This window comes from Acinetobacter sp. TAC-1, assembly GCF_029025845.1.
Taxonomy (GTDB): domain Bacteria; phylum Pseudomonadota; class Gammaproteobacteria; order Pseudomonadales; family Moraxellaceae; genus Acinetobacter; species Acinetobacter guillouiae.
Genome location: NZ_CP118892.1, coordinates 723,310 through 737,378 on the forward strand (window position 1 = coordinate 723,310; position 14,069 = coordinate 737,378).

7 protein-coding genes, 6 tRNA genes and 3 rRNA genes are annotated in these 14,069 nt (G+C 41.8%); 10 read left to right on the forward strand and 6 right to left on the reverse strand.

The window, feature by feature from the left end; all coding sequences use genetic code 11:
* Positions 1–56: 56 nt before the first annotated feature.
* From nadA to PYV58_RS03445, 5 genes are all read left to right on the forward strand, one after another.
* Entirely contained in the window at positions 57–1,124 is a 1,068-nt protein-coding gene (gene nadA, locus PYV58_RS03425; RefSeq protein ID WP_004817734.1) for a quinolinate synthase NadA, read from the forward strand.
* Positions 1,125–1,276: 152 nt separating this feature from the next.
* A tRNA-Pro gene (locus PYV58_RS03430) sits at positions 1,277–1,353 on the forward strand.
* A 45-nt stretch (positions 1,354–1,398) separates the two neighbouring features.
* Positions 1,399–1,475, forward strand: a tRNA-Arg gene (locus PYV58_RS03435).
* A 41-nt stretch (positions 1,476–1,516) separates the two neighbouring features.
* Positions 1,517–1,592 (forward strand) — tRNA-His (locus PYV58_RS03440).
* A 23-nt stretch (positions 1,593–1,615) separates the two neighbouring features.
* Positions 1,616–1,692: transfer RNA gene (locus tag PYV58_RS03445), tRNA-Pro, on the forward strand.
* 142 nt (positions 1,693–1,834) lie between these two features.
* Here the strand turns inward: PYV58_RS03445 and PYV58_RS03450 are convergent.
* Genes PYV58_RS03450 through PYV58_RS03460 form a run of 3 tightly spaced genes read right to left on the reverse strand, consistent with a single transcriptional unit; the run spans position 1,835 to position 3,959 of the window.
* On the reverse strand, positions 1,835–2,314 hold the full coding sequence (locus PYV58_RS03450; RefSeq protein ID WP_004723848.1) for an OmpA family protein: 480 nt from the start codon (positions 2,312–2,314) through the stop codon (positions 1,835–1,837).
* 15 nt (positions 2,315–2,329) lie between these two features.
* Positions 2,330–3,547, reverse strand: a complete 1,218-nt coding sequence (locus PYV58_RS03455) for a sensor domain-containing diguanylate cyclase (protein WP_004723846.1) — start codon at positions 3,545–3,547, stop codon at positions 2,330–2,332.
* Positions 3,548–3,551: 4 nt separating this feature from the next.
* A complete protein-coding gene (locus tag PYV58_RS03460) occupies positions 3,552–3,959 on the reverse strand; it encodes a YfiR family protein (RefSeq protein ID WP_227504303.1) in 408 nt (135 codons plus the stop codon).
* A gap of 690 nt (positions 3,960–4,649) precedes the next feature.
* On the opposite strand from PYV58_RS03460, the gene PYV58_RS03465 reads away from it, so the two are divergent.
* The 5 genes from PYV58_RS03465 (at position 4,650) to rrf (ending at position 10,024) form a co-directional block, all read left to right on the forward strand.
* Positions 4,650–6,188 (forward strand): 16S ribosomal RNA (locus PYV58_RS03465).
* A gap of 59 nt (positions 6,189–6,247) precedes the next feature.
* A tRNA-Ile gene (locus PYV58_RS03470) sits at positions 6,248–6,324 on the forward strand.
* Positions 6,325–6,368: 44 nt separating this feature from the next.
* Positions 6,369–6,444 (forward strand) — tRNA-Ala (locus tag PYV58_RS03475).
* A gap of 337 nt (positions 6,445–6,781) precedes the next feature.
* Positions 6,782–9,672: ribosomal RNA gene (locus PYV58_RS03480) — 23S ribosomal RNA — on the forward strand.
* A gap of 237 nt (positions 9,673–9,909) precedes the next feature.
* Positions 9,910–10,024, forward strand: a 5S ribosomal RNA gene (rrf, locus tag PYV58_RS03485).
* Together the 16S, 23S and 5S rRNA genes with 2 tRNA genes alongside form the textbook arrangement of a ribosomal RNA operon.
* Positions 10,025–10,188: 164 nt before the next feature.
* On the opposite strand, the gene PYV58_RS03490 is transcribed toward rrf, so the two are convergent.
* The 3 genes from PYV58_RS03490 to metG all read right to left on the reverse strand — a co-directional run bounded on the left by PYV58_RS03490 (position 10,189) and on the right by metG (position 13,959).
* Entirely contained in the window at positions 10,189–11,166 is a 978-nt protein-coding gene (locus tag PYV58_RS03490; protein WP_034616015.1) for an MBL fold metallo-hydrolase, read from the reverse strand.
* Positions 11,167–11,308: 142 nt separating this feature from the next.
* Entirely contained in the window at positions 11,309–11,782 is a 474-nt protein-coding gene (locus PYV58_RS03495; RefSeq protein WP_051671066.1) for a hypothetical protein, read from the reverse strand.
* A 122-nt stretch (positions 11,783–11,904) separates the two neighbouring features.
* Positions 11,905–13,959 (reverse strand): methionine--tRNA ligase, encoded by a 2,055-nt coding sequence (gene metG, locus PYV58_RS03500; protein ID WP_034616012.1) that lies wholly within the window; start codon positions 13,957–13,959, stop codon positions 11,905–11,907.
* Between the last annotated feature and the right edge of the window lie 110 nt (positions 13,960–14,069).

Genomic DNA, 14,069 nt, shown 5'->3' on the forward strand with positions numbered 1-14,069 from the left:
TCACAAGTGTATAAACGCTAGCATGATGCCAGCGACAAGGAAAGAGAAGACCTCTTATGAATGATGCGAATAATTTAATTGCCAACGAAGCAAAATCGGTTGTGCAAGCGCATTTAGATCGTTTAGGTGAACCTAAGGACAATAGTCTGAGTCCAGCGGTAAAACAGCAGAAGTTTGCGCAAATTAAAGCTGAGTTGCAAAAGAACAATGCTGTTTTGGTGGCACATTATTATTGTGATCCAGATGTACAAGAACTTGCGGAAGCGACAGGTGGTTGTGTTTCTGATTCTTTAGAAATGGCACGTTTTGGACGTGATCATGAGGCATCTACTCTGGTGGTCGCTGGGGTTAAATTTATGGGAGAAACCTCAAAAATTCTTTCTCCTGAAAAAACAGTCCTTATGCCAACTTTGGAAGCAACCTGTTCGCTTGATCTCGGTTGTCCTGTAGATGAATTTACCGCATTTTGTGATGCGCATCCTGAGCATACTGTTGTGGTCTATGCCAATACCTCAGCAGCAGTTAAAGCACGTGCAGATTGGGTAGTGACTTCAAGTTGTGCTGTAGAGATCATTGAACACTTAGACAGTTTGGGCGAGAAAATTATTTGGGCACCAGATCAACATTTAGGCCGTTATATTCAAAAGAAAACCGGTGCTGATATGTTGCTTTGGGATGGTGCTTGTATCGTGCATGAAGAGTTTCGTGCCCGTGGTATTGAAAAGATGAAAGCGCTGTATCCGAATGCAGCTGTATTGGTGCATCCTGAGTCACCAGAATCCGTGATTGATATTGCGGATGCGGTGGGAAGTACCTCACAACTGATCAAAGCAGCTCAAACATTGCCACAAGACACTTTAATTGTGGCTACAGATCGTGGCATTTTCTATAAAATGCAACAAGCTGTACCGCATAAGACCTTGATTGAAGCACCTACAGCAGGTGAGGGTGCAACTTGTCGTTCTTGTGCGCATTGCCCGTGGATGGCAATGAATGAATTAGATGGTATTTTGGCAGTTTTGCAAAAGGCCGATCAAGAAATATTCGTAGATGCTGCTTTGGCTGAACGTGCTAAATTACCTTTAGATCGTATGTTGAACTTTAGTGCTCAATTAAAACGATAGAAATTGTATAAAAAACATCTGAAATGTTTGATTAATATACATTTGACGTGTTTTTTTAACTTTTTTTCAAGATAGGTGTTGACGTCTTGTGGCGTCACGCCTAGAATGCACACCGTACCGCACGATGTGCGATACACAAAAGCTGAGATGAACGGAGCATAGCACAGCCTGGTAGTGCACCTGGTTTGGGACCAGGGGGTCGTAGGTTCGAATCCTACTGCTCCGACCAATTCTTCAAGGCAAGTTAATCTGTGATATTAGTATCATTGGTCATGCGCCTGTAGCTCAGTTGGATAGAGCATCCGCCTTCTAAGCGGATGGTCACAGGTTCGAATCCTGTCAGGCGCACCATATGTTGCTTGATACTATAGATCCTAAAACTTAATGTGACGGTGGATGTAGCTCAGTTGGTAGAGCCCCGGATTGTGATTCCGGTTGTCGTGGGTTCGAGCCCCATCATTCACCCCAATTCCTTAAGTTTGTTGTAAATTCGGAGCATAGCACAGCCTGGTAGTGCACCTGGTTTGGGACCAGGGGGTCGTAGGTTCGAATCCTACTGCTCCGACCATTTAAGCATCAGCTTAAATATAAATTATCCGCTTAAAGGCGGTTTTTTTATGCCTGAAATTTGTGTTTGTCAACGAAGCGTCAAATTCTATAGATCTAAAAAAAGATCTCCGTAGAGATCTTTTTTAATAAAGAGAAGATTATCAAGGAATAATAATCACCGCAACACGACGGTTTTCAGCTTTATTCTCTTCTGAATCATTTGATTTAAGTGGCTGGTCAGCCCCTTTTCCAATCACTTGGATATTTTGTGGATTAAATTTTTGCTCAATGAATATATTTGAAACATTTTGAGCACGTTCTTTGGATAATTTTAAATTGTATTCAGGATTTCCGATATTATCGGTATGACCTACAATTTTAAGTTTATCGAGATGATATTTATTTAATTGCGTGGCTAAACGAACCAATTCAGTTTGGCGCTCGGTATTAATATTTGACTCGTTAAAACCAAACAATAAACGTTCTGGTAGACCTAGACTCCAACCTTCATCCGTTAATACAAAACCTTCTTTCTTAAGTACACGAGCTTGTTTATAGCTCAACCCACCTAGATTCATACAACCTGTAAGTGCTAGGCAGAGTATTGCAAGAATAGAAAGTTGTACGTTTTTTAAAGTCATAAAAACCCCCTAATATTATGAATGGTAAATAAACCAATGATGCTGTAAAGATTTTGCTTTGTACATGGCTTGATCTGCTTGAGAAATTAAGTCTTCTGGGCTTGAGGCCTGGCTAGAGATAGCAATACCGATACTAAAGCTAAAAGAAATCGATTGTCCTTTATAGATTAAAGGATCGTCACAACATTTAATCAGATTTTCCGCAATAGAGATGAGGTGTTCAATTTTAGAAATGGAACGTAAAATAATTGCAAACTCATCTCCTGCAAGACGCGCGACAAAATCATCTTGGCGAATATGGCGTCTTAATCGCGAAGCCATTTCTTTTAAAACTTCATCACCGACCAAATGTCCATATTGATCATTAATAGCTTTAAAATTATTATTATCAATAAATAATAAAGCTAAATTTTCACGTTGATTGGTGTCTTCATATAAATTACATAACACTTGATAAAAATAATTACGATTAGGTAGTTCGGTTAAATGATCATGTTGAACTTGATAAGAAAGTTCACTATTTTCATTTTGAAGATGGGTATGCCAAGATTGAATTTCATCTAAGAGTTGGTTGAACACACTGTTTAAGTCTTGAAATTCTTTTACATCACTTTTTGGAAACCTTAAGTTATACGCCTTTTGATTTCTTAAGAGTTGTGCAATTTGTATAATCGGTAAAAAAGAACCCATAATATGGCGATAGGTTAAGTTTACTGACCACCATACAGCAAAAACCATAAAGAGCATGCCAAACGCTAAGCCGGTAAAAATTTTAAAAATAAACATTAAAATTTCATTGGAACTTCCATATAGCACAACTTGACCAACCAGCTTTCCTTGATGTTGGACGTTTAACTTGATGGAATCTTTTAAAAAGATATGATCAAAAAAGTTTTGAATATATGAATAGTGTTCAACATTTTTTAGGCTTTCAGCAACTTTATGACCTTGATTATCATAAACCTCAATCAGGCGTACTGAATGTTGAAAGGTGTATTCATTGATAATCTGCGAAATCGCGATTCTATCAGAGAACACCAGCGCAGGTTGAACACGTTCAGACACGGTTCGACTGATTAATAATAGGTTTTGTTTCGCATAAGATTCAACGGTAAATACTGAAATCGTGACAAAAGTAGACGTACTAATAAATAAAGTGATTGCAAAGGTCGTAAATTGAGATTTACGAAACAATGTTTGTAGAGAACTCGATTTAAAAAATTTATTCATCATTATTTTAATCCGAATTCTTTGCCAGCAATAAAACACGTGGGTCAACATGTATTTTAGACTGAGCTAAACTATCAAGATTCACTTTAAAAATAGTATTTCCTGTTTTGTTGGTGGATAAGCAAAAAACGCTGCCAATTTCACATTCAGAATTACTTGAGCTAAACGATAAAATAGATGAATTTAATGATTTCCCAATAAGGGCCTGTTCGGTTTGTGCTGAAGTATTGGAAAAAAATACCGCATCACAATGACGATTTTTTAGATCGGCGGAATGTATCGCACTTATATTAAAAGGAGACTTATTTGATTTGATATAAGCAGAAAATTGGTTTGCATAAGATGCATTATCAACGACGCATAATTCTGGATTCGGAGTGTTCCATTTTGCATAACTTAATATCGACAATGTCATCATGAAAATATTATGTGACGAATTGGCTGAGGAATAGTTGCAGCAAAAGAGCAAAATTCCTAAACAGAAGCTTCTTCTATTTATAAAACGGGCCATATTCGACTTAATTTATTAAATGATAAAATTATTTCAAATAGTTTAAAGAAAAAAAACAAATATAAATAGCTTAAAATTTAAATAAAAACATGTTCTGCTTTATTAGTATGAGAAAAAATGGTGCAAAAAATAGCTAAAAATGGACTTTTTTTGCTATTTTGGTCGAAAAAATGTCCAGTTGATAAAAAAGTTTAAAAAAAGGGGTTGTGTTGGGTTGGGAATGCTGTAGAATGCACATCCATCGGCGGTGATGTTAAATAAAACTTCTGATAAATCAGGCACTTGATTAAGTTGTTAAGATTTCGAATTGAGATTTTAAGATGAGATTGGAGTTGGGTTTGTTAGAAAAAATAATTAACATTATTGATTGACTTTTTAGAGATAGAGAGTAGTATGGCCGACCTAGCTTGATGCTGACGAAGCATTGAGAAGATCATTAAGAGAATATGAAGAACAACTTGTGTGGATTTTTACTGATTGATTAATCGAAATATTATCATTGATTGATTGGTTTAAATTACTCGAAGTTTATTTGAGAGAATTTGTCAGTACATTGATGAGCCAGAATTGTGACCTTAAGTCACTAATGATTTTTAACTGAAGAGTTTGATCATGGCTCAGATTGAACGCTGGCGGCAGGCTTAACACATGCAAGTCGAGCGGGGGAGATTGCTTCGGTAATTGACCTAGCGGCGGACGGGTGAGTAATACTTAGGAATCTGCCTATTAATGGGGGACAACATCTCGAAAGGGATGCTAATACCGCATACGCCCTACGGGGGAAAGCAGGGGATCACTTGTGACCTTGCGTTAATAGATGAGCCTAAGTCGGATTAGCTAGTTGGTGGGGTAAAGGCCTACCAAGGCGACGATCTGTAGCGGGTCTGAGAGGATGATCCGCCACACTGGGACTGAGACACGGCCCAGACTCCTACGGGAGGCAGCAGTGGGGAATATTGGACAATGGGGGGAACCCTGATCCAGCCATGCCGCGTGTGTGAAGAAGGCCTTATGGTTGTAAAGCACTTTAAGCGAGGAGGAGGCTCTTCTAGTTAATACCTAGGATGAGTGGACGTTACTCGCAGAATAAGCACCGGCTAACTCTGTGCCAGCAGCCGCGGTAATACAGAGGGTGCGAGCGTTAATCGGATTTACTGGGCGTAAAGCGTGCGTAGGCGGCTTTTTAAGTCGGATGTGAAATCCCCGAGCTTAACTTGGGAATTGCATTCGATACTGGGAAGCTAGAGTATGGGAGAGGATGGTAGAATTCCAGGTGTAGCGGTGAAATGCGTAGAGATCTGGAGGAATACCGATGGCGAAGGCAGCCATCTGGCCTAATACTGACGCTGAGGTACGAAAGCATGGGGAGCAAACAGGATTAGATACCCTGGTAGTCCATGCCGTAAACGATGTCTACTAGCCGTTGGGGCCTTTGAGGCTTTAGTGGCGCAGCTAACGCGATAAGTAGACCGCCTGGGGAGTACGGTCGCAAGACTAAAACTCAAATGAATTGACGGGGGCCCGCACAAGCGGTGGAGCATGTGGTTTAATTCGATGCAACGCGAAGAACCTTACCTGGTCTTGACATAGTAAGAACTTTCCAGAGATGGATTGGTGCCTTCGGGAACTTACATACAGGTGCTGCATGGCTGTCGTCAGCTCGTGTCGTGAGATGTTGGGTTAAGTCCCGCAACGAGCGCAACCCTTTTCCTTATTTGCCAGCACTTCGGGTGGGAACTTTAAGGATACTGCCAGTGACAAACTGGAGGAAGGCGGGGACGACGTCAAGTCATCATGGCCCTTACGACCAGGGCTACACACGTGCTACAATGGTCGGTACAAAGGGTTGCTACCTAGCGATAGGATGCTAATCTCAAAAAGCCGATCGTAGTCCGGATTGGAGTCTGCAACTCGACTCCATGAAGTCGGAATCGCTAGTAATCGCGGATCAGAATGCCGCGGTGAATACGTTCCCGGGCCTTGTACACACCGCCCGTCACACCATGGGAGTTTGTTGCACCAGAAGTAGGTAGTCTAACCGTAAGGAGGACGCTTACCACGGTGTGGCCGATGACTGGGGTGAAGTCGTAACAAGGTAGCCGTAGGGGAACCTGCGGCTGGATCACCTCCTTAACGAAAGATTGACGATTGGTAAGAATCCACAACAAGTTGTTCTTCATTGATGTATCTGAGGGTCTGTAGCTCAGTTGGTTAGAGCACACGCTTGATAAGCGTGGGGTCACAAGTTCAAGTCTTGTCAGACCCACCAAGTCTACTGAACACAGAAGAGCAGATATATTAAGATCTTAAGCTGGGGACTTAGCTTAGTTGGTAGAGCGCCTGCTTTGCACGCAGGAGGTCAACGGTTCGACTCCGTTAGTCTCCACCACTAATTAAAGACTAAGTGATTACAGAACTTAGTAAGCCGATAGCTTATTAAGTTCTGTGATTTATCACAGTTAACTACTCGCTGACGAGGCGGTAGTGAATCATTAACAGAATATATTTGAGTTGAAATAATTGTTTAAACTCGTTTTAGTTGATGTTAGCAAGTAATTGTTAATGTTGAGTGAAATGAGCACTAGCGATAAAACTGAATCAAGCGTTTTGGTATATGAATTAAATTGAAGCTGTATGGTGATTAAGTTCACAGGCAACAAATAGAAGTGATTAAGTTCACATTGTTGATCCTCCTTGTAGGGATTAACGACTGTTTGGGGTTGTATAGTCAAGTAATTAAGTGCATGTGGTGGATGCCTTGGCAGTCAGAGGCGATGAAAGACGTAATAGCCTGCGATAAGCTTCGGGGAGGCGGCAAATATCCTGTGATCCGGAGATTTCTGAATGGGGAAACCCACTTACCATAAGGTAGGTATCGCATGATGAATACATAGTCATGCGAGGCGAACGAGGGGAAGTGAAACATCTCAGTACCCTTAGGAAAAGAAATCAATTGAGATTCCCTCAGTAGCGGCGAGCGAACGGGGATCAGCCCATTAAGTTATATGTGTTTTAGCGGAAAGCTCTGGGAAGTGCTACCGTAGAGGGTGATAGTCCCGTACACGAAAGGGCACATATAATGATGACGAGTAGGGCGAGGCACGTGAAACCTTGTCTGAATATGGGGGGACCATCCTCCAAGGCTAAATACTCCTGACTGACCGATAGTGAACCAGTACCGTGAGGGAAAGGCGAAAAGAACCCCTGTGAGGGGAGTGAAATAGATCCTGAAACCGCATGCATACAAGCAGTGGGAGCCGACTTGTTCGGTGACTGCGTACCTTTTGTATAATGGGTCAGCGACTTATATTCAGTAGCAAGGTTAACCGCATAGGGGAGCCGTAGAGAAATCGAGTCTTAATAGGGCGTTTAGTTGCTGGGTATAGACCCGAAACCGGGTGATCTATCCATGAGCAGGTTGAAGGTTGGGTAACACTAACTGGAGGACCGAACCCACTGTCGTTGAAAAGCCAGGGGATGACTTGTGGATAGGGGTGAAAGGCTAATCAAACTCGGTGATAGCTGGTTCTCCCCGAAAGCTATTTAGGTAGCGCCTCGGACGAATACCATAGGGGGTAGAGCACTGTTTCGGCTAGGGGGTCATCCCGACTTACCAAACCGATGCAAACTCCGAATACCTATGAGTACTATCCGGGAGACAGACTGCGGGTGCTAACGTCCGTAGTCAAGAGGAAAACAATCCAGACCGCCAGCTAAGGCCCCCAAATTATAGTTAAGTGGGAAACGATGTGGGAAGGCATAGACAGCTAGGAGGTTGGCTTAGAAGCAGCCACCCTTTAAAGAAAGCGTAATAGCTCACTAGTCGAGTCGGCCTGCGCGGAAGATGTAACGGGGCTAAAACTATATGCCGAAGCTGCGGATGTATACTATGTATACGTGGTAGGGGAGCGTTCTGTAAGCCGATGAAGGTGTATTGAGAAGTATGCTGGAGGTATCAGAAGTGCGAATGCTGACGTGAGTAACGACAAAACGGGTGAAAAACCCGTTCGCTGAAAGACCAAGGGTTCCAGTCCAACGTTAATCGGGGCTGGGTGAGTCGACCCCTAAGGCGAGGCCGAGAGGCGTAGTCGATGGGAAATTGGTTAATATTCCAATACTTCTGTGTAATGCGATGAGAGGACGGAGAAAGTTAAGTCAGCCTGGCGTTGGTTGTCCAGGTGAAAGGCAGTAGGCATGCATCTTAGGCAAATCCGGGGTGCTCTATGCTGAGAGCTGATAGCAAGCTAGTTTACTAGCGAAGTGGCTGATACTATGCTTCCAGGAAAAGTCTCTAAGCTTCAGTTACACAGGAATCGTACCCTAAACCGACACAGGTGGTCAGGTCGAGTAGACCAAAGCGCTTGAGAGAACTCTGCTGAAGGAACTAGGCAAAATGGTACCGTAACTTCGGGAGAAGGTACGCTGCTGACGGTGATAGGACTTGCTCCTTGAGCTATTGGCAGCCACAGAAACCAGGCCCCTGCAACTGTTTATTAAAAACATAGCACTCTGCAAACACGAAAGTGGACGTATAGGGTGTGATGCCTGCCCGGTGCTGGAAGGTTAATTGATGGGGTTAGCGTAAGCGAAGCTCTTGATCGAAGCCCCAGTAAACGGCGGCCGTAACTATAACGGTCCTAAGGTAGCGAAATTCCTTGTCGGGTAAGTTCCGACCTGCACGAATGGCATAATGATGGGGGCGCTGTCTCCAGCAGAGGCTCAGTGAAATCGAAATCGCCGTGAAGATGCGGTGTACCCGCGGCTAGACGGAAAGACCCCGTGAACCTTTACTGCAGCTTGACATTGAACTTTGATCTTACTTGTGTAGGATAGGTGGGAGGCTTTGAAGTAGTGACGCCAGTTGCTATGGAGCCATCCTTGAAATACCACCCTGGTAATATTGAGGTTCTAACTCTGTCCCGTTATCCGGGACGAGGACCATGTCTGGTGGGTAGTTTGACTGGGGCGGTCTCCTCCTAAAGAGTAACGGAGGAGTACGAAGGTGCGCTCAGCGTGGTCGGAAATCACGCGTAGAGTATAAAGGCAAAAGCGCGCTTAACTGCGAGACCCACAAGTCGAGCAGGTACGAAAGTAGGTCTTAGTGATCCGGTGGTTCTGTATGGAAGGGCCATCGCTCAACGGATAAAAGGTACTCTGGGGATAACAGGCTGATACCGCCCAAGAGTTCATATCGACGGCGGTGTTTGGCACCTCGATGTCGGCTCATCTCATCCTGGGGCTGAAGCAGGTCCCAAGGGTATGGCTGTTCGCCATTTAAAGAGGTACGCGAGCTGGGTTTAGAACGTCGTGAGACAGTTCGGTCCCTATCTACCGTGGGCGTTGGAAATTTGAGAGGATCTGCTCCTAGTACGAGAGGACCAGAGTGGACGAACCTCTGGTGTACCGGTTGTGACGCCAGTCGCATCGCCGGGTAGCTATGTTCGGAAGGGATAACCGCTGAAAGCATCTAAGCGGGAAGCCTACCTCAAGATAAGATTTCCCTAGGACTTTATGTCCTCTAAAGAGCCGTTGAAGACTACGACGTTGATAGGTTGGATGTGGAAGTGCGGTGACGCATGAAGCTGACCAATACTAATTGCTCGTGAGGCTTGACTATACAACACCCAAGCAGTTGTATATGAAGCATCATTTGATTCATAAAAGATCAAACATACTTGATTTAGTTGAAAAGCTAGTTACATGAGCGAGGAATAAACAAACATTAATTATGTTTGTCCGAGCGCAAGACATAAAGCTATGCTTTATGTTAAAATCAACTCAAATGTTCTGTTAATAACTCATTTGGTACGAAGTAAGGCATTTAAATAAGACCCGAACAAGTCCATAACAGTTTGCTGGCGACAATAGCAAGAGTGAACCACCTGATCCCTTCCCGAACTCAGAAGTGAAACCTCTTAGCGCTGATGGTAGTGTGGGGTTACCCATGTGAGAGTAAGTCATCGCCAGCTTTTAAATCTAAAACACCCCGATCTCTAACGAGAGCGGGGTGTTTTTTTATGCGTGGTATTTGGATATCTGGAAGAAAAAAGTCTAAAATAGAATATTAAAAGTACTAGACTTAGCAGGAGCTTTTAAAAATCATTAAAAAGATTCCACCTAAACAATAAAATCATTAATCTTTAAAGTGAGCAGGAATCCATTGATAGCTTTTCCCATCTGCTGAGTAAATATGTCCAATGCCTGGGAATGGCAAATGGGGTGCTGCGATGGTTTGTCCATGTTTTGCATAATCAGCAAACTGCTTTAATCGGGTTTGAACAGCTGTTTTCGGGTCAATATCATATTCTATTGCTGTTTCTGGTTTATCGAATTGTACTGTATGAGAGTGGACAATATCCCCAATAAAAACAATATCTTCACCCGTTGTTTTTAGTTTGTAACTAAAATGTCCTGGGGTATGACCAGCAGTACTGATCACTTCAAATCCGCTGATGTTGTCAGCCAGTTTAAATGTTTTAAACTGTTTTTTAGCTTGATAGGGTGCAAGGGCAGCTTTGATCTTTTCTACAGTTGCTAAGTAATTGGCTCGTTTATCTTGTGCTATTTTTTCAGCTTGTTTTGGATTTAGCCAATAATTTGCTTCATCTTCAGAGACATAGATGGTGGCATTTGGGTAGTTTGCTATGCCATTTTTACTGACACCACAGGAATGATCAGGGTGTAAATGTGTCAGTAAAATCGTATTGACTTGTTCAGGTTGATGACCTGAAGCTTTGAGATTTTTTAATACAGAGCCTAGATGCGCACCGAAACAATCTGCAGTACCGCTATCCACCAAAACCAATGATTTTCCTGTGTTAACTAAAAATGCATTCACCGATGTTTGCACACCTTTGGCTTGATCTGCATGATATTTCTTTAAAATTTCTTGAACCTTATCCTGTGAAATATCCTTAAATAGTGTGGGAGACATAAAGTTGGTGCCATCTAGCAAGGCGGTAATTTGTGTATTGCCCAGCTGATGTTGGTAAAACCCTGCTACTTGCGCTTGTTGTTCAATGATCGGTAATGTTTTGGTGACTTCTGCTTGTGATGTAAGAGGGAATAAGCCGAATAAAAGGACTGATAATGATAGGGCAGTTTTTTTCATTGGAGTTGATCAGAATTAATTTAACGAATTATTTTTTAACATGGATTGGTTCATCACGGCGCTTTTTATATATGAAAAAAAATCTACTTTTGTAAGCGAATTTTTTATTAATATACACAATGATCGAATCAGTTATGTGAGGTCATTCATTGATATCCTGACGATTTCTGGCTCTTTTCCATTCAATAAAAGTACAAATTAGTGTTGTTGGTAGTATAAGGACAAACTGGAGATAAAGAAAAGTCAATAAAGGAGAAGGCGTGACTATAGCAATGATAAGAATAAAAGGGGCTAGCATAAAGCCTAAAAGACACCCATAGATTAAACTATAACGCCAAGAGGCTAACGCTAATTTACTTGCAAAAAAGTGCTTAAATAAGAGGTTGGTAATGATGGCTGGAATGCATCCTAGGAGATAACCAATTGGAGTAATCAAGATGAATGCAGCGATCATTGGAAATATAATAGATGGTGTAATGAGTCCTTTTAAAAACCGCATTGGATCATAAAAAAATAATCCGCTGTGAAATGTGATAATGATAATAAATGTCCCAATGAATGGACCACAGAGGATAAATGCAGATATTTTTCCTTGGTTATTTTTTGACATATCCATATTGAGGCGAGCCCCTTTTTTTCATTTTTATAATGTGAATGTAGTAAAACAGTAGCATAAAAAAAGACTTCCGAAGAAGCCTTTTAGTGATTTATGATCGTCTCGGATGAGATAATCAATAATTAAGAAACTTTATCACCTGGTTTCGCACCAGATTCAGGTGAAATCACCCAAACACCATCACCATTCCCAGCAGCAAGTACCATACCATTTGAAATACCAAAACGCATTTTACGCGGCGCAAGGTTTGCAACCATAACCACCAATTTGCCAGTTAAGTCTTCAGGTTTGTAGAACTCACGGATCCCACTGAATACATTACGTGGTTCAGCTTCGCCGACATTTAGAGTCAATTGAAGCAGTTTATCAGAACCTTCTACTGTTGCTGCTTCTAAGACTTCAGCAACACGCAAGTCGATTTTGATAAAGTCATCGATCGTAATGATTTCTGCTTCACCCACTTTGGCTTCAGGCTTTTTCTCTTTGGTTTTTTCAGTTTTCTTTTCTGCTTTCGCTGGTGTTGCAGCAGCTAAAGATTCTTTTGATGCATCAACCATTGCAGCAACTGCTTTTGGATCAACACGTTGCATCAATGGCTGGAATTGAGCAATTTCATGCGCAACTAAAACCGTTTTTCCTGAAGCAAAATCAAAACTTTCAAGTTTTAAGAAGTCTTGAACCTGTGTCGCCAAAGTTGGTAGTACCGGTGCCAAGTAAACAGCCAATTGACGGAATAGGTTGATGCCAACAGAGCAGACATCATGAACTTGTTGTTCCTGACCTTCTTGTTTTGCCAAAGCCCATGGTTTTTTCTCATCAATATACTGATTTGCACGATCAGCAAGTGCCATGATTTCACGTATAGCGGTTGAAAACTCACGCGCTTCATAAGATTGAGCAATCGAATCACCCGCATCAATGAAACTTTGAACCAGCTCAGGTTCAGCACATGTTGCAGACAAGCTATTGTTAAAATTGCTGTTAATGAATTTTGCACAACGACTGGCAATATTCACAACTTTTCCTACTAAATCTGAATTTACTTTTTGCACAAAGTCATCAAGATTTAAATCAGAATCTTCAACTTTATCAGAAAGTTTAGAAGCAAAGTAATAACGTAAATACTCAGGATTTAAGTGCTGTAAATAGGTTTCAGCTTTAATAAATGTGCCGCGCGATTTTGACATTTTTTGACCATTTACAGTCAAGAAACCATTTACGAATAGACCTGTAGGGGTGCGGTAATTTGCACCTTCTAACATTGCAGGCCAGAACAACGCATGGAAATATACAATGTCTTTACCAATGAAGTGATAGACCTCATTTTTAGAATCTTTTTTCCAGTAGTCGTCAAAGCTTAATTCTGGGCGTTTCGTTTTGATGTAATTTTCAAAACTTGACATATAGCCAATCGGGGCATCAACCCAAACATAGAAATATTTATTTGGTGCATCTGGAATTTCAAAGCCGAAATAAGGCGCATCACGAGAGATATCCCAATCGTTTAGACCATTTTCAAACCATTCATCTAACTTATTGGCGATCGAAACAGGTAAACGACCTTCGTCACGCGTCCATTTTTGCAAGTATTCGGCAAAGTTTGGGAGTTTAAAGAAATAATGATCTGATGATTTTTCAACAGGTGTCGCACCACTTAATGTTGAGCGTGGATTTAATAACTCTGTTGCATTATAGGTCGTACCACATACTTCGCATGAGTCGCCATACTGATCTTCTGATTTACATTTTGGACAAGTGCCTTTAATGAAACGGTCTGACAAGAACATGCTTTTTTCAGGATCAAACAACTGAGTAACAGGACGAATCGCAATATTGCCTGCCTCACGGTTTTTAATATAGATTTCCTCAGAACGGGCTTTATTTTCATCGCTATTGGTTGAATCATAGTGATCGAAATGTACGCCAAAGCCATCAAAATCACGGATATGCTCTTTTTGCACATTGGCAATTTGCGCCTCTGGACTAATCCCATTTGCTTCTGCACGGAGCATGATTGCTGTACCGTGTGCATCATCCGCGCAGACATAAGTCACGTCATGACCCATTGCACGCATGGCACGAACCCAGATATCTGCTTGGATGTAGCCGAGTAGGTGACCCATATGAATAGGACCATTTGCGTATGGAAGGGCGTTAGTGACTAAAATATTTCGCACGGATATAACTCTCTTTCTCAAAGTTAATGCAAGGGCATTGATTTTAGCGTAATTGCTATGAAGATGCACAACAGAATAGGTGAATTCTTTTCAAATGTAGATTTTTATGC